Consider the following 18,440-nt stretch of genomic DNA (forward strand, 5'->3'; position numbering starts at 1 on the left):
GGGTTCGCGCAGGCCTTTCAGCCCCGCACATCGGCCACCGGTTCGCGGCCGAAGTCGGGGCGGGCCAGAAAGCGCAGCACCTGCTCGGCCGCCTGAGCGGGCGAGCTGAGCTGCCCCTGGGCTTTGAGTTGCAAAAACTTCGATTGGTCCGGAAAAGCCTCGCCCGCCGCAGCGCGCAGTTGCACCTGCATGTCGGTGTCGATCACGCCGGGGGCGAGCGAGCAGACTTGGGCACCGTTGGCGTGCAGGGCTTCGTCCAAGGCCAAGCAGCGGGTGAAATGGTCCAGACCTGCTTTGGCCGCGCAGTAGCCCGCTTGCGAGGCCATGGGGAAACGGCCGAGGCCCGATGAAATGTTGAGCACTTTGCGCGGCAGGGACCAGTTTTCAGTGGCCCCCAAAAACGCGGCACTCAAGGCCATCGGGGCTTCCAGTCCCACGCGCAGTGCCAGTGACAGATCGGCGGGCTGGGACTGTCGCAGCGGGGTGATGGGGGGGATGACGCCCGCGTTGTTGATCAGGCTGGCGCTGGCGAAATCCTGAGGGTTCTGGCGGCTCAGCCACTCGCGCAGCCGCGCGCTGGCGCCTTCGCCGTCCGCCAGGTCATGGGTCCATTGCGTGAGGGGGACATCCGCCTGGAGGGCCGCCGTGGCCAGCAGGGGGTGGGTGTGGCGCGACAGGCACAGCAGCGCGTTGCCGGGCTGCAGCAATTGCTCGGCCATGGCCAAACCCATGCCGCGTGAAGCGCCGGTGAGGATGTAGAGGTGTTGTGGCATGGCCGACATGCTAGCGGCATGAAACCGTCCCGTGGGTGCCGCAGATGACAGGCTGTCCAGCTGCCCAGCCATTCGGCCGCAGGGGCGGCCTCCCACAAAGATGGAGCCACAGCGCACCTTCGGCCGCAGGGGCGGCCTCCCACAAGGCTGGAGCCACCGCGCACCTTCGGCCGCAGGGATGGCTTCTCACAGCCAGAGACCACCCTTGTCTTTGTGGGAGCGAGCCCCTGCTCGCGAATGCATGCAGGGGAACTGCCCTTGCCAACGGCTTCAAAAGCTCAACGGCCCTGCGCCGCCCGGATCCGGTTCACTTGCAAAGGCGTGACTTCGCCCGCTTGGTTGCCCCATTGGGTGCGCAGGTGGGTCAGCACGGCGGCGATGTCGCGGTCGTCCAACTCGAGCAGAAAGGGCGGCATGCCAAATGGCCGAGGGTGACCTGCCGTCGCCGGGCCATAGCCGCCATACAACACCAGTTGCACCAGGTTGGTCGGATCCTTCAGGAGCACCGCACGGTTACCGGCCAGAGCGGGGTAGGCCACCTCACCCGAGGTGCTGGTCACCCCCGCGCCTTGCTCCCCATGGCATTGCAGGCACTGGCGTTCGTACACCTTGGCGCCTTGATGGGCCACTTGCAAGGTGATGCGTTGGGGTGGGGTCTCCATCGCCTTGCTGGGAGGGGCCGTTTGGGCCCGTGATTGCAAGTACAGCGCCATGGCTTGAAGGTCGGCTTCGGAGAGGTGCTGCAGACTGTGCTGAACCACTTCGCCCATGGGGCCATTGGCTTGCGCGTTCCTGGACGCACCCGTTCGCAGCAGGCGCACGATTTCAGGCAAAGGTGTGCTGGCCATGCCGCTTTCGGCGTCACGGGTCAGGTCGGGGGCATACCAGTTGAGCACGGGGATGAGCCCACCTGACAAATCGTCCACCGCGCCACTGGCCCCCAGCGCGTTGCGCGGGCTGTGGCAGGCGGCGCAGTGGCCCAGGCCTTTGACCAAATAGGCGCCACGGTTCCATTGGGCAGTTTGGGCCTTGTCGGTCTCAAAGGGGCTGGGCTGAAAGTACAGGCTGCGCCACACGGCCAAAGCGGGCTGTGTGCCCAAGGGCCAGGCCAAGGTGTTGGCCGCTGGGGCCTGCGCGACCGGGGGCAGGGTGTTGAGCCATGCAAAGACCGCGTCGCTGTCCTCGCGCGTCACCACGCTGGTGTGGTTGTAGGGGAAGGCCGGCGTCAGCAAACGCCCGCCTTTGGATCGGCCCAGGTGCATGGCTTGCCAAAAATCTTGGGCGCTCCACCGGCCCAAGCCTGTGTCGGGGTCGGGTGTGAGGTTGCTGCTGTACACCCCGCCAAAAGGGGTGTCGATGCGACGCCCCCCCGCCATGGGTGTGCCGCCCCGAGTGGTGTGGCAAGCCATGCAGTTGCCGGCCAAAGCCAAGTATCGGCCTTGTTCCAGCTGGGACTGGGTGTCGATGACCCGGGCAGCCACGGGTGCTTTGGCCGGCAGCAACAGGTCGCCCCAGTTGTCCGCCACCACGGCCAAGGCCAAAACGACCACGCTGAGCCCTGTGACCCACACGAGTCGTTTGACCGGGTGCATCTTTTGAATGGCTGGTTTCATGGGCGGCCCCCTGCTTGGGCTGGGCGTGCGGCCGAGAGTTCTGGCGCGCTGCCGCAGCGCAGACTGTCAGGCAAAGCCGGCCCAGCTGGCGGACGTTCGGCAGGCCGGGTGTCTGCAGGCAGGGCTTGCCGGGCCAGCCAACTGGACACGGCGATCAGGTCTTGCGCTGGCATGCGCTTGACGATCTCGGCCATGCAGTCGGGGGCGTGTGCGCGGCGTTGTCCGGTTTGCCATGCCCCCAGTTGGGCGTTCAGGTAGTCCAGCGGTAAGCCCAGCAGGCCGGGGACATGGGGCTGAACCCCCGTCAGCCGAGCGCCGTGGCATTGCGTGCAAGCGGGCAGACCCCGAGTGGCGTCCCCTTGTGTGACCAACTGCTGGCCTTTGGCCAAGCGCTCGGGCGTGATGGGCTGTTGGGTCGCGGGTGCGGGGTAGGGCAGTTTCAGGTCGGCAAAGTACTGTGCCATCTCTCCCAGATACGCATCGGTCAAAGGGTCGACCAAGCGGGCCATCAGTTCGTAATGGCGGCGGCCCTGTGCAAAGTTGCGCAACTGGTTGTGCAGGTAACCCGCGGGCTTGCCAGCCAGGCGAGGGTAATAACCATCAGGGCCGGCGCGGCCCTGGTCGCCGTGGCAAGCGGTGCAAGCACGGGTGCGCTCGGCCATGTCGTCGCTGAACCGGGCGGGTGTTTGTGCCTTGATGGGCGATGCCAGCAGGGCCATGGCGGCCACCAACATCCCAAAGGCTGCGCTCTTGAAACCAGGCAAAAGGGTCTGCTTTCGCTGTGCAATGCGTTGGCTGGCGTTCAGCCCAGCGTGAAAATACTCTGCGTTGAAAATGGTCCTCATGGATTGACGATAACCGAAGCGGCGACAATGTCGGGTTTGACGCCGAATGCCCATGCTTTGGGCGTCTTGTTTTTCTTTATCTGTTCAAGCCATGTCCGATATCCAAGTTCGATTCGCCACCCTCAAAGACGCTCCCGCAGTGGCGGCATTGCATGTGAGCGCCTGCCGCGCTGCTTATGCAGGCCAAGTGCCTGATGCCCATTGGGACGCCACGCCCATGCCCAAACGCGTGTCGTTCTGGAAAGAGGCCATCGAATACGGCGAACCACAGGTCATGGTGGCGATGGATGGCCAAGAGATGGTGGGTTTTGTGGGTTTTGACCGCTCTCGCGACCCGAAGTCCAAAAACACCACGGGCGAAATCTGGGCCATTTATGCCGCGCCCGAGCGCATTGGCCAAGGTGTTGGTCTGGCCCTGTGGGATGCCGCGCGCGAAGGATTACAAGACGAGGACTGCACCGACGTGACGGTTTGGCTGCCCTTGCTGCACGAGCAGACCTTGCGCTTTCACGACCTGGCAGGCTTCAAGCGCGAGATGAACACAGCCCGCACGGTGCCTTTGGGTGGCGTGAAGGTTGAAGAAGTGCGCCTCAAGCGCAAGCTCGGCTGATGTCCCTGATGCCTTCTGGGGCCCGCATTTTGCTGGCGCCCATGGAGGGATTGCTCGACCACACCCTGCGCGACATGCTCACGCGGGTGGGTGGGGTGGATGTGTGTGTGTCCGAGTTCATCCGCGTCACCAACACCGTGCTGCCGCGCCGCGCCTTCATTCGGGTGGCGCCGGAGTTGCTCAACCAAAGCCGCACCGTGGCGGGCGTGCCGGTCAGGGTGCAGTTATTGGGGTCTGACCCCGATTTTTTGGCGGCGAATGCGGCCGCACTGGCCCAGCTGGGACCTGCGGGCATTGATTTGAATTTTGGCTGTCCTGCCAAGACGGTGAACCAGCACCGGGGCGGCGCGGTCTTGCTGGACGAGCCCGAGCTGGTGGGGCAGATCGTGGCCGCGGTGCGCCGGGCGGTGCCCGCGCACATCCCGGTCTCGGCCAAGATGCGTTTGGGCTACAACGACGACAGCCGCGCTGAAGAGTGTGCTTTGGCCATCGAAGCCGCCGGGGCCAGCGATTTGGTGGTGCATGCCCGCACCAAGGCCCATGGCTACCGGCCACCTGCTTATTGGGAGCGCATTGCCGATTTGCGACAACATGTGCGCATGCCCATGGTGGCCAATGGCGAAATCTGGACTTTGGCCGATGCTTTGCGCTGCCGCGAGGTGACCGGCTGCGAGCGTTTGATGATCGGGCGGGGCATGGTGGCCGATCCTGGGCTGGCTTTGGCCATCGCGCAGCACGATGCTTTGTCAAAGGGTGGCCAGCAAAGAGCCGTCCAGTGGTCGCAAATCGTGGGTTTGATGCGCTTGTTCTGGCAGGGCATTGCCCTGCGGGTGGCGCCGCGCCACCGGGCAGGACGCCTCAAGCAGTGGCTCAATTATTTGCGACGCGTTTACCCCGAAGCGCAAGAGGCGTTTGATCAGCTGCGTTTGCTGCACGACCCGGTCAAGATAGACCAGTGGCTGTCTGCTCAGTCGGCGGGGTGAAGGCGCAGGTGCGTGGCGACTTCGCTGCGCAGTGTTTCAAGCTGAGGCGCCAGGAGCTTGTAGGCAGCCCGGACCTCCGAGGGTTCGGCGTGCTTGCTCAGATGCTCCACATTCACCACCCGTTCCACCAAGCTGTCGACACAAAACACAGGGGTGAAGCCTTTGAGTTGGTGCAACAAACGGTTGGCCCCAAGCACATCGTCTTGGTCCAGCAGCGCTTGAATCCGCGGCAACTCTTCGCCCAGGGTTTGGTACAAGGTTTTCAGCAAGGTCAAGACCCCGTTGGCATCCCCAATGAATTCCATGGCCCGGTCAATGGACAGGTAAATCGGCTCTGTGGATGGGCTCATAAAGTCAAGCGGGGGGTGTGCAAGAGGGTTAAAAATTGTAACCCCCAAGACGCTCAATCGAGCAAACCCGACAAACCCGTTTCAGGCTCAAAACGCTTGTTTTTGAACATCAAGCGTGTGGGGCCTGGGAATGCCGCGTGAGGGATGGAGTGCCTGGGGTCACCTGGGTAGCAAATGGTGCGGATACCGTCTTGATCAAAAGGTTCGGGCTCCACCACCGGGGGCTGGCGGCTTTGCGCTTCAGACAGCGCACTGTGGGTGTCTTGGTGCTTGGCCAATTGAACCAAGCCCATGATTTGCGGTGGCGCCAGTTCAATGTCGTGGTCCCAATAGCGGATCAGGGCCTCTCGGGGGGTGGTCCACAAGGTTTCGGTGGTCTCGTGGTTGTCGTGCGCCGCGGTTTGGCCTTCGGGCACGCGGGCAATGAAAAAACGGGTGTCAAAACGCTTGTGGGTCACCGAGGCTTGCCGTGGCGTGATCCACCGGGTCCAAGGCACCAAGGCGTCGGTGGCCAAGCGCAGAGAGAGGGTTTGAAACGCCTCGGCCCAACTTTGTCCGCTGGCCAAGGCGTTTTGCAGGGCTTGCAAGTCGGTGGACGCGCTCGTGCTGCCGGGCTGGCCCAGCAAGATGCCGCACTCCTCAAACGCTTCACGAATGGCTGCGACAAACAAGCCCGCGGCGCGGTCTGCGCTCAAATCGGGTTCGGCCAGTCGTTGGTGCAGGGTGGACGGGTCTTGACTCAAACGGGCCAGCACCGCCTGGCTTTGGTCGGCGAGGTCCAGTTTGCCGCCTGGAAACACATAGGCCCCGCCCAACACGCTGGACGCTTGGTGGCGCCGCAGCAGCAGCACTTGAAGGCCTTGGGCGCTGTCGCGCAGCAGAACCACCGAGGCAGAATCCAGCGGCGGTGTGGTGATGGTTTGGGTGTTCAGTTCCATGGGCAAGCTGTCAATCGTGCAACACAGCCTCAAGGCTGCTTGTTTTAAAGTGGGCCCCCTATCGGGCGACAAAGTCAGGTTAGCAGACGCTGGACCCAAGACCTGTCACCTGTTCACACCCCTACAAACCAAGGAACACCCATGAGCATTGATTTCAAAGGCCGCGTGGCCATCGTCACCGGCGCAGGCGGCGGTTTGGGCAAACAACACGCGCTGGCGCTGGCCGCACGCGGGGCCAAAGTGCTCGTCAACGACCTGGGGGGTGATGTGCACGGCGTGGGCGGCTCGGTGTCGGCTGCGCAAGCGGTGGTCGATGAAATCCGCGCTGCGGGAGGCGAAGCCATGGCCAACGGGGCATCGGTCACCGACTTCGAGGCCGTGCAAGCCATGGTTCAGCAAGCCGTGGATGCCTGGGGGCGGGTGGACATTTTGGTCAACAATGCGGGCATCTTGCGCGACAAGAGCTTTGCCAAGATGGCGCTGGCCGACTTCAAGTTGGTCATGGACGTGCACGTCATGGGCGCGGTGCACTGCACCAAGGCTGTCTGGCCCCTCATGCAGGCGCAAAACTATGGCCGTGTGGTCATGACCACGTCCTCGAGCGGTTTGTACGGCAACTTTGGCCAGGCCAATTACGGCGCAGCCAAGATGGCGCTGGCGGGCCTGATGCAAACCCTGTCGATCGAGGGTGAGAAAAACAACATCCGCGTGAACTGCCTGGCTCCCACCGCCGCCACCCGAATGACCGAAGGCCTGATGCCCGAAGCCGTGCTGAAAGCCTTGGAGCCCAGCGCAGTCGTTCCCGCCATGCTGGTCATGGCCAGTGAGGAGGCACCCAACCGCACCATCATCTGCGCGGGGGCTGGCAGCTTTGAGGTGGCGCACATCACCCTGACGCAAGGCGTGCACCTGGGCCTTGGCCCCGACACGGCCGAGCATTTGGCGGCCGCGCTGGCGCAAGTCACGGATCGGCATGGCGAGATGGTGCCGCGCTCGGGCTCCGAGCAGGGTGCGCTGGAGGTCGGCAAGGCCTTGGCGGCGCACCAAGGCTGACAGCGTTCATGCGCTGGCGCTAAAGGGATGGGCAGACCACATTGGCCCATTCCCCTCAGGCGTTTTGCAAATTCAGGACCCAATCCTCGTAGTTGGTGTGCGCGGTATTTAACGCATCGCGCAATATTTGGGTTGATGCTTCGATGGCATCACGCGGTCCTGCTTGTCGCTCCGCGCTCAACATTCTTTGGTAGAGATCCGCGACTTGAGGTAAGGCGCTGCGCTTGGGTTTTCTGCGCACAGAAAAGTACCCCACGATGTTGTCTTTCATGTCAAAAGATGGCGTGACGTTGGCAAACACCCAATAAAACGAGCCGTCTTTGCTGAGGTTTTTCACAAACGCAAACACTTCTCGGCCCGCTTGCACCTCGTCCCACAGCAACTTGAAGACCGCGCGAGGCATGTCGGGATGGCGCACGATGTTGTGCTGAACACCCAGCAACTCATTCTCAGAGAACCCCGAGTACGCGTTGAATTGGCGGTTGCCATAGATGATCTTGCCCTTGGTATCGGTTTTGGAGATGATGAATTCGTCATCGGCCAAAACTCTTTCGATGGACGTCGGAACGGTATTTTTGTATTTCATATGAGGGAATTCCGTCAATTGCGGGGAATTGTCTGTACTTCAGGCCCTCTTTGTGTTGACGCACATCAAGGGTTGAGGGCAATCCGGCGCCGTTTGGGGATCGGTTCAGCGGGGCAAGCCTCAGGCCCAGCCGAACCTGACCCGACCGTCCAACAACGCCAGCCGCCTCGGATGTCGAGGCCCATTGAGGGTCTGGCCGCTGTGCCCATCCATGGCGGCACCACAGCAAAATGGCGTCTGCTGTTATCGTGGGGCATCTTCCGAGCGGAGTCACATGCCCCATTGGCCCGCTCGCACCCTTCCAATGTCCCCCCTCATGTGTTGAAAGGGCTCTTCTTGATCCCGATCAATTTCTCCCCTGCACGACCGACCGCCACACCACCTCATGAATCCAAACCTGTCTCTCGACCTTGGTCACGCAGCGCAGGAGGGTGTCACTGAAGTTCGGCTGGAAGAGGCCGTCATCAAAACCGGGGCCTTGCAAAACGCCATTTTCAACAGCGCCAACTTCTCCAGCATCGCCACAGATGCCAAAGGGGTGATTCAGATCTTCAACGTGGGTGCTGAGCGCATGTTGGGCTATTTGGCCGCCGATGTGATGAACACCATCACGCCGGCAGAGATTTCAGACCCTCAAGAGTTGATCACCCGGGCGGGTGCCTTGAGTGCTGAATTCGATACGCCCATCACCCCTGGCTTCGAAGCCTTGGTTTTCAAAGCCTCCAGGGGCATTGAAGACATTTACGAGCTGACCTACATCCGCAAAGATGGCAGCCGTTTCCCAGCGGTGGTTTCGGTGACCGCGCTGCGTGACATCGACAAAGTCATCATCGGGTATTTGTTGATCGGAACCGACAACACCGCCCGCAAACAGGTGGAGGCGGATCAAAAAAAGCTCGACCAACGGTTGCGTGATCAACAGTTCTACACCCGCTCACTGATCGAGTCGAACATTGACGCTTTGATGACCACCGATCCGGCCGGCATCATCACCGACGTCAACAAGCAAATGGAGGCGCTCACAGGCTGCACCCGTGATGAATTGATCGGCGCGCCTTTCAAAAGTTATTTCACCGATCCGGCGCGGGCCGAGGCGGGCATCAAACTGGTGTTGAGTGACAAGAAGGTCACAGACTACGAACTCACGGCCTGTGCGCGTGATGGCAAAAAAACGGTGGTGTCGTACAACGCCACCACCTTCTATGACCGTGACCGCACCTTGCAAGGCGTGTTTGCGGCTGCGCGTGATGTCACTGAGCGCAAACGCTTTGAGCAAGCTTTGCAAGAAACCAATGTGGAAATGGAGAGTGCCAAATCCGCCGCAGAGAAGGCCAATTTGGCGAAGTCCGACTTTTTGTCTGGCATGAGCCATGAGCTGCGCTCGCCACTCAATGCCATTTTGGGGTTTGCGCAACTGATGGCCACGGCATCGCCCGCGCCCTCTGATGCGCAAAAGGAAAGCATCACCCAAATATTGCAAGCGGGTTGGCACCTCTTGAAGCTGATCAATGAAATTCTGGACCTTTCCGTGGTCGAGTCCGGCAAAGTGTCTTTGTCTTTGGAGCCTGTGGACTTGCCGGAAGTCTTGTCGGAATGCCACGCCATGATGGAAGCGCAAGCCCAAGAGCGCGGCATCGTTCTGACTTTCCCTGAGTTTGACCAACCCAGCTTTGTTTGGGCAGATCAGACACGGCTCAAGCAAATCGTCATCAATCTGTTGTCGAATGCGATCAAATACAACCAAGCCCAGGGCCAAGTGAAGGTGGCATGCGATTTGGTGTCGCCCGATCGCATTCGGGTCAGTTTCAAAGACACGGGGGCAGGGCTGCCGCCCGACAAGCTGGCGCAGCTGTTTCAACCCTTCAACCGCTTGGGACAAGAAGCCGGCAATGTGGCGGGCACGGGCATTGGATTGGTGGTGACCAAGCAATTGGTCGCGCTGATGGACGGGGTGCTGGGCGTCAACAGCACGGTGGGCCAGGGCAGTGAGTTTTGGGTGGAGTTGCGCAGCACGCCCACCCCTGAGCTCAAGACCACAGCGCCAGAGGGTGCTCTGCCCAAGCCCGCCGTTGAACGCTGGAACGCCCCACAAAAAACACTTTTGTACATCGAAGACAACCCCGCCAACATGAAGCTCGTTGAGCGCTTGATCGATCGGCGTCCGGATATCCACCTGTTGACGGCGGTTGACGGCGCGCTGGGGATTGCGCTGGCGAAGTCCACCTTGCCCGATGTGATTTTGATGGACATCAACTTGCCAGGCATCAGTGGCATCGATGCGCTCAAAGCACTCAGGGCAGACCCGGCCACCGCGCATATCCCGGTGGTGGCGATCAGTGCCAATGCCATGCTGCGAGACATTGAGGTGGGTCGGCAACTGGGGTTTTTCAGATATTTGACCAAACCCATCGTGGTGGAAGAGTTCATGACGACTTTGGATTTGGCGCTCGAGAGCGCTCAAAAAAATGCCGGTTTGATCCCATCCTGACCCTCTCTTTTTGGTTTTTTCAGCGGTCCCAAGATGGCCTCAGCTGTTCATTTTTTGTAGGGACAACGCGTGATTCACACCTCAGATATCTTGCGGGCCAAGCTGCTCATCGTCGACGATCAAGCCGCCAACGTGCTCTTGCTCGAGCGCTTGCTGCGCAGCGCAGGTTACAGCGCCATCTCCACGACGCAAAACCCGCAAGAGGTGGTGGGCTTGCACCGCCAAAACCGATACGACCTGATTCTTTTGGATCTGAACATGCCCGAGATGGATGGGTTTCAAGTGATGGAAGCCCTCAAAAGCGAGGAGGGCGATGGCAGCTTGCCTGTGCTGGTCATCACGGCCCAGCCAAACGAAAAGCTTCGCGCCTTGAAAGCCGGCGCCTTGGACTTCGTCAGCAAACCGTTTGACATTGCAGGGGTGTTGGCCAGGGTGCAAAACCTGTTGCAGGTGCGCTTGTTGAATTTGGAAACTCAAAAACTGTACAAGCAAGTGCTGGTGGAGCAGGAGTTGTCCGATTTGTTGCTGCACAACGTGTTGCCCCAAGCGATTGCGGAGCGCTTGAAAGGGCGATCCAAACTGACCGCCGACCACCTCAGCCAAGCCATTGTGGACAGCTATGACAAGGTGACGGTGTTGTTTGCGGACATCGTGGGTTTCACGGCTTTTTCGCAGGATGTGAGTCCTGAGGTGTTGGTGGGTGTGTTGAACGATCTGTTCACGCGCTTTGACCACATTGCCGAGCATCGCGGCCTTGAAAAAATCAAAACCATTGGCGACTGTTACATGGCCGCAGCAGGTTTGCCCACCGTGGTCTCTGACCATGCAGACCGTGCTGCGCACATGGCACTCGACATGCTGGAGGCGATTGAAGACTTCAACGCCAACACCCAGCACCCGCTCAACATCCGCATCGGCATCAGCACCGGTGCAGCAGTCGCGGGGGTCATTGGCAAAAGCAAATTCCTCTACGAACTTTGGGGCGATGTGGTGAACACCGCCAGCCGAATGGAGTCACACGGCATCGCTGGCCGCATCCATTTGAGTGAGGCCACCCGCCAGGCCTTGACCCAGCCTTTTAATCTTGAATCTCGCGGTGTCATTGAGGTCAAGGGTAAGGGCGAGATGAGCACTTGGTTCCTGAACAGCTCTACTTGAAGCTGACCAAGCGTTCAAATCCATCAAAGCAGCAAACTTGACTGTTGCAGGCCAATCGGATGTTCAGGGTGTGTTCGCCAAGTATTGGTATTGGCGTATCTGACGTTCATAGTAGGTTTGACTTTCGCTCGGGCTACGATTTTTCTCGACCAAGATCCCGAGTTGGGTCAGATTTGCACGAAGATTTGCATCCATTAGCGTCTTGTCGAATGCTGCGTTGATTTTTTGTGCGACTTCTTTGCGCAAGCCGCGAGGAACAAACACACCGCCCCATAGTGAAACAGGTTCCTGCGCGAAATCCGAATCAAAAAAGGTTGGTAATTGGGGCCAATCAGTCAGGCGCTGGGGTGTAGATACGCCAAGCAATTCGACAAGGCCTGATTTGATGTAGGGTAGGGCTGAGGGCAAGCTGGTCAAAGCTGCATCAATTTGGCCACTCGCCATGTCAGTCATCATCTGGCTGCTGCCCTTGTAGGGGACATGCAAGAGTTGTATGCCGTGTTTTTGAGCGAATTTCTCAAACATCAGATGCCCATAGGAGCCTGGCCCTGAACTGCCGTAGGTGTATTTCATGGGCGATAAATGTGCCAAGTTGACCATGTCACTCAAATTTTTTGCAGGAAAATTATGCCGTTTCACAATGACCAAAGGGGTTGATCCAGTGATGGATACTGCTTGCAGATCCAAAGGCTTGTACCCAATGCTGTGATTGTTTAGCGGGATAAGAATCGTCTCACTGATACCCCCTAATAGAAGCACATGGCCATCGGGTCTCATGTCGAGCAGCTTGCGGATGCCAATTGCACCGCCCGCCCCTGCCACGTTGTCGATGATTACGGGTTGACCGATGACAGAGGACAGTTGGGGTGCCAGCAATCTTGCAAATTGATCGGTAGCGCCCCCGACGCCAAAGGGCACGATGAGCGTGACCGGGCGTTGCGGCCAAGTCCGAGTGACCTGCGCTGGGTTTGCTGCGTGGAGGAGATGGATCGAAAAAAGCAAACCAACCCATATGAAAATTTTGAACACATTCATCGGCATCATTGATTCATGGGTACGGCGCCCAAAATGGGCGAGGTCTTCTCGGCCCGGTGCATGTTGCTCAAATGAGCCACCAACTGCATGGCCAGTGGGTTGACAAGGCCGGTTGGGTAAATGATCTTGTTGATCTGATGGTTCCAGTCATCGGCTAAAGGCTTGACGTGCAGTTTCCACGGCTCAGCGTAGATGCGTGCCAATTTAGCAGAACAGACAAACACGCCGACCCCTTGAGCTGCCGCTCGTAAACCGGACTCCCAAGTGGGGACCTGCATCCGGAAGGCTCTGTGAGTATCTTCAATGACCCCAGCCCTCGTTAAGACGGCCTCAGTATGACGCGTGTGTTTCATGATGACTCTGTCTAAGTGTTCAATATCAGCCTGATGAAACTGCTCTCGGTCAGACAGCGGGTGCGAGCGGTGCATGACCACGGCAATCTGGTCATGCCAGTAATCCACATGCTGCAAGCCGCTGGTCTCAGTGCTGTCCCAGATCACACCCAACGACGCCTCGCCATCCCTCACGGCTTGCACGACATCTTTGCTCAACATGTCTTTGACGACGATTTGCACCTTGCCATGCTCGGGCAGCAATAGAAAGGAAGCCAGATCCTCCGTGAGGACCGAGGCTACGTTCGCACTGCTGGCGGCCAAGGTGAGCGTGCCCGTCAAGGCCGATTTGCTCCGGGTCAGATGAATGGCTATTTTTTGTGCATCACTGACCAACTTCTTGGCTTGTTCGCACAGGATTGCGCCTTCTGGGGTGGCGAGCACGCCGCGCCGCACGCGCTTGATTAGGGGCATCTGCAATTGGTCTTCTAGTTTGGCCAAGCGTCGGGTGATGGCCGAAGCGTCCACCTGCTCGCGATCGGCCACACGCTTGATGCTTTTTGCCTCACACACGGCCACAAAAAGCCGCAGCGTCGTCAAGTCAAAGTCTTTCATGTGAAGTGACCAATGGTCTTTTGAAAATTGCTGAAACAACAGTTATTAGCGCAGAAAACCCGCTCGTTTTTTTGAGCCTTGATAGAAATGTTGTTTTGACATTTCTTCGTGGTCATTCTGACAATATTAAAGCTGTTGTTGATTTCTAAACTGCGTTGGCATTCAGCACCAACTCACTACAGGAAACAACCATGCCATCTAAAAAATCAGTCATCCGTCCCGTCGTTTTGGCGGTCAGCGCACTTTTCGTCTCTGGGCTGCAGGCACAGACAGTACCACCGCGCCCTTCCACCATTTACATCGAGCAGTTAAATGGACAACAAATTCTGGGTCGCGACCAAATTACATTTGCTGACGGTTTGGTTGGTCGTAGCGACTGGAGCGTCGATGCTTTGTTGTTTTCTTCGGGTGGAAATTCATCCGTTTTAAGTTCGGAAGGTTTACTCGCCGGCGGGGTGCAGGCGAGCCAACTCCGTGTCACTGGCAGTGTTGATTTCACCGGTGCACAAATAACTGGTTTACGCCAGTTCGACCCTACGCAAGCCGGTGCCCTCTCTGGTGTGACCACATTGAACGCTGGATCGACGTACAACATGGATTTACAAACAGGTACGGCCAGGCTTGGCGACCTGAGTACATCAGGCGAGGCGAGAGTGGGCGGTACTTTGGATGTGACCGGTGCCACCACCCTGAGTGGCGCGACCACTGTGAACAGCACACTGAGCGTGACCGGTGCCACAACGATTGTGGGCGCGACCAGCGTGACTGGAGCGACCACGATTGTGGGCACCACCAACATCAACACCACTGGCAACGCCGCAACCCGTATCGGCAATGCGGGTGCAGCGGCTACTGTCGTGGGCAACGTGGTAACGGCCACTGCTGGCAACAGCGCTTTGGCGCTGCAAAACGGTGAGGCGCGTGTGACCGTGACCAATTCTTTGGGCAACACCCACGGCTTGGTGGTCGGCGAGAGCAGCACCACCTTGTCGGGCGGCACAAGCTCCACCAACCTGACCCTGAACGACAACGGCGCCACCTTCAGTAACGCGGCCACCGGTGCGCCCACCCGCGTGACAGGTGTGGCCAACGGCTCTGGCGACTTCGATGCCGTCAACGTGCGCCAGTTCTCTGCCGCTGTGGCTGGCGTGGCTGCATCCGCCAACATTCCTGGCTTGGACACCAACAAGGCCGTCTCTGTGGGCGTGGGCATGGGTTCTTACATGAACGCACAAGCACTGGCTTTCGGTGGCAGCTACCGCTTCTCTGACAAGGGCGTGTTGCGCGCAACACTGGCCACAGGTCTGAACAGTGGTGGTGGCAAGACCTCTTTTGGCATCGGTGCCGGTTGGTCCTGGTAAGTCAAGGTCGCGTTCGCCACGACGGCATTCCTGCGTGAATGCCGGTGAACTCCTCACCCGGTGTGTTGGTGCATGCCGGGTGTTTTTGCTTTCAAAACTGTTGAGGTTTCAAGTGATGATGTCTAAACCCTTGGGCATGTTTTTCCTGTTGCTGGCCGCCTGTGCCGTGGCCCCTGGCCTAGCGCAGACGCCTGCTGCGGCGCCCCAGGGGGCTGCAGCTCCTGCCGCCCCTGCTGTGCCGTCGACGCCCCAGGCTGCAGTCCAAGCGGGGTCCCGCCCGCATCCGATCACGCTGGCTGCGGCGCAGCAGGGGGTCTTGTCGTGCAGTGGTCGCATCAACCAGGTGGTGAACGCTTTGGGCGTGACAGACAAGTCGGGAGTCGCCTTGCTGTTACCGCCTGCCCAGCAGGACCAACGTCTTGTGCCTTTGGTGCTGGAGATGCCGACCACGCAGGGTGGCTCGGCTTATATTTCGGCGACTTTTGCGCCCAATCAGGCGAACGGTTGCGGTGCCAACTACGATGCGGTGGTTTATTGGCCTAAGAGCTGCGACGAGGTCACGCAGCAGTCCTACGCCTCGCTGAAGTTGCTCGGTCGCTTGATAAAAGACGTGGTGATGCTCGATTGCGGCACCAATATGAAGGTGTTTTTGCTGCCCGCGGGCGCTGCGGGTTGTATTTCCATTAAACGCGAGATTTTGCTTTGATTGGGGAGGCAGCGGTTGACTTTGCGGTCTGATCCAAATGGAGCGCTCACTCCGAAAGCCAGTTGCAAAAATTGCGCTTGCGCGTTGCTGCTTGAAAACCCGCCTCCGCAATGGCGGTGTGGCTGGACCTATTTAAGCCAGACGCCCTTGGTGCGCAAGGCCCAACGTCTGACTAGTACCCCAAGGTCTCTGAGCAGTTCAGCTGCGAACACTGGACCGCCAAATGACTTATGTGGCAGCGCTTCATACCCGCTATGAAATAGACAAGGAAAAACTGCTCAGCCTGGGGCTTGACCACTTAATAGCCCTAGGCCTCGTGGAGTCCGGTTGTTTTAAGTGGAAACCTCGGTCTTGCTTTTGGAGATTAGTTGCCAGTAGTTGTTCGCCTCAGCTTTAGCCGGTGGAAAATATCCAATTTCAATCGCCATCGGTTCGACCCCACTCAAACCCAACCCTGCCGCCAAACACCATCGTCTTGCAGCTCCCGCCACGCAATCACCTGCGTGGCCTTGGAGAAAACCGCCTCGATTTCCACAGACACAATCGGGTCGGTGGGCAGCTCAGGTTGAATGACCCGGCTGACCAAGAAGTGCTTTTGCTTGGCCACGGGCTTGACCGCCGTCCATTTGGTCAGCAGCAGTTTTTTCGGGTTCAGCGGGTTCATGGTTCTAAGCCCTCAGCGCTTGCTGGGCATTTCACGCGCCACCGCCTCGGCCAGCTCGATCACCGCCATGGCGTAGTAGCTGCTCCAGTTGTACCGGGTGATGGCGTAAAAATTTTCGGTGCCGGCCACATAGCTGGGGGCGTTGGGCCCGTTGCGCAATTCAATCAAGGCCAAAGGGCCTGTGTGGGCCAATGCCGCACCTTCGAGGGCGGCGCCCTTGGCGACAAAGTTGGCCACGCTGAAGGTGGGCAAGATGTCTGGGGCCATCAGACTGTCCATGTCGGTTTGGTCAGGGGTCAAGGTCACCGGGTAATGCGTGGGCATGCCAGGGCGCCACTGAAAGGCTTTGAAATAGTTGGCGACTGAGCCGATGGCGTCGGCGGGGCTGCCAAACAGGTCAATCCGGCCATCCCCATCAAAGTCCACCGCAAATTTGGCCCAGCTCGACGGCATGAACTGTGGCAATCCCAAGGCGCCTGCGTAACTGCCCTTGACCGACAGGGGGTCGGCCCCACTGCGCGAGGTCAGCAGCAAAAACTGCTCCAACTCACTGCGGAAGAAAGCTTGGCGTTCTGCAGCTCTGGGGTGGGCCAATGGGAAATGAAAAGCCAAGGTGCCCAAAGCGTCCAGCACCCGAAAATGGCCTGTGTTTTGGCCATACAGCGTTTCAACCCCAATGATGCCGACGATGAGGGCAGCGGGCACGCCGTATTCGCGTTCCGCCCGCGCCAGTGCAGTTTGGTGTTTTTGCCAAAACCGCAAGCCGGCTTGGATGCGGACCGGCTCGATGAAGCGCGCCCGGTAAGCGGCCCAGTCTTTGGCCACGGGGCTGGCCGGGGGCAATACCCATTTTTCAACCGAAGGCAAGCGTTGCGCTTGGGCCATGGTTTTTTCTGCCCAGACCGGGTCGAGTGGCAGGCGGCCTGCGGCTTCTTGCAGCCATGCAGCCACTTCGGGGTTGGCACTCAGCCGGGCCGTGGCCACCGAGGCTGAGCGGCTGAGGGGCGCGTGTGGGCGGGCGCTGGCTTTGGCTTTTTTCTTGGGCTTCTTGGTTGCCTGTTGGCTGCTTTTGCCGGGTTTGTTGGCTTTTTTCTCGGTGGTTTGGGCTTGGGCCGGGTTCATCCAAGCCGTGATGGCCAAAAGGCAAAAAACAAGGGTGAAAAATGCTTGCAGGCGAAACGCTGGATTGGATCGGGAAATGGGCGGGTGGGTTTTCATGCGGCCTTCAGTTTAATCGCGCCAAGGCCGAGTGGCGGGAGCCGGGGACGGGCGTGATAAGCTGAAACCAAAATCATGGCAGTGATTCAGAAAACCCACAGTGCTGACCCAGCGCTGAGCACGCAGGAAGACAAGCCTTATGGGCGCGACAGCTTATTTCTCTCACCCCACATTCTGGAAGCACGAGATGGGTGCGGGTCACCCCGAATGCCCCGAGCGCTTGGGGGCCATTGAAGACCGTTTGCTCATCAGTGGCTTGGACATGGCGCTGCAGCGCAGAGAACCCCGTCCAGCGTCTTTGGGGGACATCGAATTGGCGCACGGCCGCATGCATGTGGCCGCTTTGCGCGGTTTGGGGGATGCTTTGCGTGAGGACTTGGCCGCAGGTGGCCCGACCCACACCTCGCTGGACCCGGACACGATGATCAATGCCCATACTTGGGATGCGGCCTTGCTTTCGGCGGGTGCGGCCATCGATGCGACGGATGCCGTGCTGGCCGGTGAGTTGGAAAACGCTTTTTGTGCGGTGCGTCCACCAGGGCACCACGCTTGCCGCGACAAGGCCATGGGTTTTTGCTTCTTCAACAACGTGGCGATTGCCGCCAAATATGCGCTGGAGCGGCATGGCCTCAAAAGGGTCGCCATCGTGGACTTTGATGTGCACCATGGCAATGGCACCGAGGACATCGTGGCGGGCGATGAGCGGATTTTGATGGTGAGCTTCTTTCAGCACCCCTTTTATCCTGAAGGCGGCGCCCAGTCGAATGCCAGCAATCTGGTCAACTTGCCTGTGCCTGCCTACACCAAGGGCATGGACATTCGCGAGCTGATCGACATGATGTGGCTGCCCCGCCTGGAGGCGCACAAGCCGGAGATGATTTTCATCAGCGCCGGGTTTGACGCCCACCGGGAGGACGACATGGGCCAGATGGGTCTGGTCGAGCAGGACTACGCCTGGATCACGCAGCGCATCAAAGAGGTGGCGCTTCGCCATGCCAAAGGCCGCATCGTGAGTTGCCTGGAAGGCGGCTACAACCTGAGCGCGCTGGGCCGAAGTGTCGAGGCGCATTTGCGCGTGCTGGCCGATGTTTAAATACATCTGCAGGTGAGGG

General features: G+C 59.3%; 18 protein-coding genes. 8 read left to right on the forward strand and 10 right to left on the reverse strand.

The window, feature by feature from the left end; genetic code table 11:
- Positions 1-17: 17 nt before the first annotated feature.
- The 3 genes from B9Z31_RS12775 to B9Z31_RS12785 all read right to left on the reverse strand — a co-directional run bounded on the left by B9Z31_RS12775 (position 18) and on the right by B9Z31_RS12785 (position 3,231).
- The gene (locus B9Z31_RS12775; protein ID WP_100120055.1) at positions 18-773 is read right to left on the reverse strand and encodes an SDR family NAD(P)-dependent oxidoreductase; all 756 of its coding nucleotides are present in this window, start codon (positions 771-773) and stop codon (positions 18-20) included.
- Positions 774-1,051: 278 nt separating this feature from the next.
- On the reverse strand, positions 1,052-2,386 hold the full coding sequence (locus tag B9Z31_RS12780; RefSeq protein ID WP_233200944.1) for a cytochrome c: 1,335 nt from the start codon (positions 2,384-2,386) through the stop codon (positions 1,052-1,054).
- Positions 2,383-3,231: a cytochrome c gene (locus tag B9Z31_RS12785; protein WP_369804705.1), complete on the reverse strand. Its 849-nt coding sequence runs from the start codon at positions 3,229-3,231 to the stop codon at positions 2,383-2,385. The genes B9Z31_RS12780 and B9Z31_RS12785 overlap by 4 nt, the downstream gene beginning before the upstream one ends.
- A gap of 91 nt (positions 3,232-3,322) precedes the next feature.
- Here B9Z31_RS12785 and B9Z31_RS12790 point away from each other — a divergent pair, with 91 nt between their 5' ends.
- Both B9Z31_RS12790 and B9Z31_RS12795 read left to right on the forward strand, forming a co-directional pair.
- Positions 3,323-3,841: a GNAT family N-acetyltransferase gene (locus tag B9Z31_RS12790; RefSeq protein WP_100119960.1), complete on the forward strand. Its 519-nt coding sequence runs from the start codon at positions 3,323-3,325 to the stop codon at positions 3,839-3,841.
- An 8-nt stretch (positions 3,842-3,849) separates the two neighbouring features.
- Positions 3,850-4,824, forward strand: a complete 975-nt coding sequence (locus tag B9Z31_RS12795; protein ID WP_199174505.1) for a tRNA-dihydrouridine synthase — start codon at positions 3,850-3,852, stop codon at positions 4,822-4,824.
- On the opposite strand, the gene B9Z31_RS12800 is transcribed toward B9Z31_RS12795, so the two are convergent.
- Together B9Z31_RS12800 and B9Z31_RS12805 are read right to left on the reverse strand one after the other, a co-directional pair.
- A complete protein-coding gene (locus tag B9Z31_RS12800) occupies positions 4,809-5,174 on the reverse strand; it encodes an Hpt domain-containing protein (RefSeq protein WP_233200945.1) in 366 nt (121 codons plus the stop codon). The two genes, B9Z31_RS12795 and B9Z31_RS12800, sit on opposite strands and share 16 nt — an antisense overlap.
- A gap of 53 nt (positions 5,175-5,227) precedes the next feature.
- Positions 5,228-6,112: an NUDIX hydrolase gene (locus B9Z31_RS12805; RefSeq protein ID WP_100119962.1), complete on the reverse strand. Its 885-nt coding sequence runs from the start codon at positions 6,110-6,112 to the stop codon at positions 5,228-5,230.
- A 141-nt stretch (positions 6,113-6,253) separates the two neighbouring features.
- Here B9Z31_RS12805 and B9Z31_RS12810 point away from each other — a divergent pair, with 141 nt between their 5' ends.
- On the forward strand, positions 6,254-7,165 hold the full coding sequence (locus B9Z31_RS12810; protein ID WP_100119963.1) for an SDR family NAD(P)-dependent oxidoreductase: 912 nt from the start codon (positions 6,254-6,256) through the stop codon (positions 7,163-7,165).
- A 55-nt stretch (positions 7,166-7,220) separates the two neighbouring features.
- Here B9Z31_RS12810 and B9Z31_RS12815 read toward each other — a convergent pair whose 3' ends face one another.
- Complete coding sequence (locus tag B9Z31_RS12815; RefSeq protein ID WP_100119964.1) at positions 7,221-7,751, reverse strand: PAS domain-containing protein; 531 nt, start codon at positions 7,749-7,751, stop codon at positions 7,221-7,223.
- A gap of 385 nt (positions 7,752-8,136) precedes the next feature.
- On the opposite strand from B9Z31_RS12815, the gene B9Z31_RS12820 reads away from it, so the two are divergent.
- Positions 8,137-10,239, forward strand: coding sequence for a PAS domain S-box protein (locus B9Z31_RS12820; RefSeq protein ID WP_100119965.1), 2,103 nt, complete (start codon positions 8,137-8,139; stop codon positions 10,237-10,239).
- A 69-nt stretch (positions 10,240-10,308) separates the two neighbouring features.
- Positions 10,309-11,397 carry an adenylate/guanylate cyclase domain-containing protein gene (locus tag B9Z31_RS12825; RefSeq protein WP_100119966.1) on the forward strand — a complete coding sequence of 363 codons (1,089 nt, stop codon included), beginning with the start codon at positions 10,309-10,311 and terminating at the stop codon, positions 11,395-11,397.
- 63 nt (positions 11,398-11,460) lie between these two features.
- On the opposite strand, the gene B9Z31_RS12830 is transcribed toward B9Z31_RS12825, so the two are convergent.
- Together B9Z31_RS12830 and B9Z31_RS12835 are read right to left on the reverse strand one after the other, a co-directional pair.
- Positions 11,461-12,432: a tripartite tricarboxylate transporter substrate binding protein gene (locus tag B9Z31_RS12830; protein WP_158235684.1), complete on the reverse strand. Its 972-nt coding sequence runs from the start codon at positions 12,430-12,432 to the stop codon at positions 11,461-11,463.
- 5 nt (positions 12,433-12,437) lie between these two features.
- Positions 12,438-13,379 carry a LysR family transcriptional regulator gene (locus B9Z31_RS12835; protein ID WP_100119968.1) on the reverse strand — a complete coding sequence of 314 codons (942 nt, stop codon included), beginning with the start codon at positions 13,377-13,379 and terminating at the stop codon, positions 12,438-12,440.
- 593 nt (positions 13,380-13,972) lie between these two features.
- Between B9Z31_RS12835 and B9Z31_RS12840 the strand changes: the two genes are divergently transcribed.
- On the forward strand, positions 13,973-14,740 hold the full coding sequence (locus tag B9Z31_RS12840; RefSeq protein ID WP_158235685.1) for a YadA C-terminal domain-containing protein: 768 nt from the start codon (positions 13,973-13,975) through the stop codon (positions 14,738-14,740).
- Between the two features lie 115 nt (positions 14,741-14,855).
- The gene (locus B9Z31_RS12845) at positions 14,856-15,446 is read left to right on the forward strand and encodes a hypothetical protein (protein ID WP_100119970.1); all 591 of its coding nucleotides are present in this window, start codon (positions 14,856-14,858) and stop codon (positions 15,444-15,446) included.
- Between the two features lie 442 nt (positions 15,447-15,888).
- Here B9Z31_RS12845 and B9Z31_RS12850 read toward each other — a convergent pair whose 3' ends face one another.
- Positions 15,889-16,110 (reverse strand): TIGR02450 family Trp-rich protein, encoded by a 222-nt coding sequence (locus B9Z31_RS12850; protein ID WP_100119971.1) that lies wholly within the window; start codon positions 16,108-16,110, stop codon positions 15,889-15,891.
- A 12-nt stretch (positions 16,111-16,122) separates the two neighbouring features.
- Positions 16,123-17,328, reverse strand: a complete 1,206-nt coding sequence (mltB, locus tag B9Z31_RS12855) for a lytic murein transglycosylase B (protein ID WP_233200947.1) — start codon at positions 17,326-17,328, stop codon at positions 16,123-16,125.
- Positions 17,329-17,467: 139 nt separating this feature from the next.
- Between mltB and B9Z31_RS12860 the strand changes: the two genes are divergently transcribed.
- The gene (locus B9Z31_RS12860; protein WP_100119972.1) at positions 17,468-18,421 is read left to right on the forward strand and encodes a histone deacetylase family protein; all 954 of its coding nucleotides are present in this window, start codon (positions 17,468-17,470) and stop codon (positions 18,419-18,421) included.
- Positions 18,422-18,440 lie beyond the last annotated feature (19 nt).

The organism is Limnohabitans sp. G3-2, from assembly GCF_002778275.1.
Taxonomy (GTDB): Bacteria; Pseudomonadota; Gammaproteobacteria; order Burkholderiales; family Burkholderiaceae_C; genus Limnohabitans_A.

Coding starts and splice junctions, on each gene's coding strand:
- B9Z31_RS12775 (WP_100120055.1), bottom strand. CDS start 773: ATGCCACAACACCTCTACATCCTCACCGGCGCTTCACGCGGCATGGGT.
- B9Z31_RS12780 (WP_233200944.1), bottom strand. CDS start 2,386: ATGAAACCAGCCATTCAAAAGATGCACCCGGTCAAACGACTCGTGTGG.
- B9Z31_RS12785 (WP_369804705.1), bottom strand. CDS start 3,231: ATGAGGACCATTTTCAACGCAGAGTATTTTCACGCTGGGCTGAACGCC.
- B9Z31_RS12790 (WP_100119960.1), top strand. CDS start 3,323: ATGTCCGATATCCAAGTTCGATTCGCCACCCTCAAAGACGCTCCCGCA.
- B9Z31_RS12795 (WP_199174505.1), top strand. CDS start 3,850: ATGCCTTCTGGGGCCCGCATTTTGCTGGCGCCCATGGAGGGATTGCTC.
- B9Z31_RS12800 (WP_233200945.1), bottom strand. CDS start 5,174: ATGAGCCCATCCACAGAGCCGATTTACCTGTCCATTGACCGGGCCATG.
- B9Z31_RS12805 (WP_100119962.1), bottom strand. CDS start 6,112: ATGGAACTGAACACCCAAACCATCACCACACCGCCGCTGGATTCTGCC.
- B9Z31_RS12810 (WP_100119963.1), top strand. CDS start 6,254: ATGAGCATTGATTTCAAAGGCCGCGTGGCCATCGTCACCGGCGCAGGC.
- B9Z31_RS12815 (WP_100119964.1), bottom strand. CDS start 7,751: ATGAAATACAAAAATACCGTTCCGACGTCCATCGAAAGAGTTTTGGCC.
- B9Z31_RS12820 (WP_100119965.1), top strand. CDS start 8,137: ATGAATCCAAACCTGTCTCTCGACCTTGGTCACGCAGCGCAGGAGGGT.
- B9Z31_RS12830 (WP_158235684.1), bottom strand. CDS start 12,432: ATGAATGTGTTCAAAATTTTCATATGGGTTGGTTTGCTTTTTTCGATC.
- B9Z31_RS12835 (WP_100119968.1), bottom strand. CDS start 13,379: ATGAAAGACTTTGACTTGACGACGCTGCGGCTTTTTGTGGCCGTGTGT.
- B9Z31_RS12840 (WP_158235685.1), top strand. CDS start 13,973: ATGGATTTACAAACAGGTACGGCCAGGCTTGGCGACCTGAGTACATCA.
- B9Z31_RS12845 (WP_100119970.1), top strand. CDS start 14,856: ATGATGTCTAAACCCTTGGGCATGTTTTTCCTGTTGCTGGCCGCCTGT.
- B9Z31_RS12850 (WP_100119971.1), bottom strand. CDS start 16,110: ATGAACCCGCTGAACCCGAAAAAACTGCTGCTGACCAAATGGACGGCG.
- mltB (WP_233200947.1), bottom strand. CDS start 17,328: ATGAAAACCCACCCGCCCATTTCCCGATCCAATCCAGCGTTTCGCCTG.
- B9Z31_RS12860 (WP_100119972.1), top strand. CDS start 17,468: ATGGGCGCGACAGCTTATTTCTCTCACCCCACATTCTGGAAGCACGAG.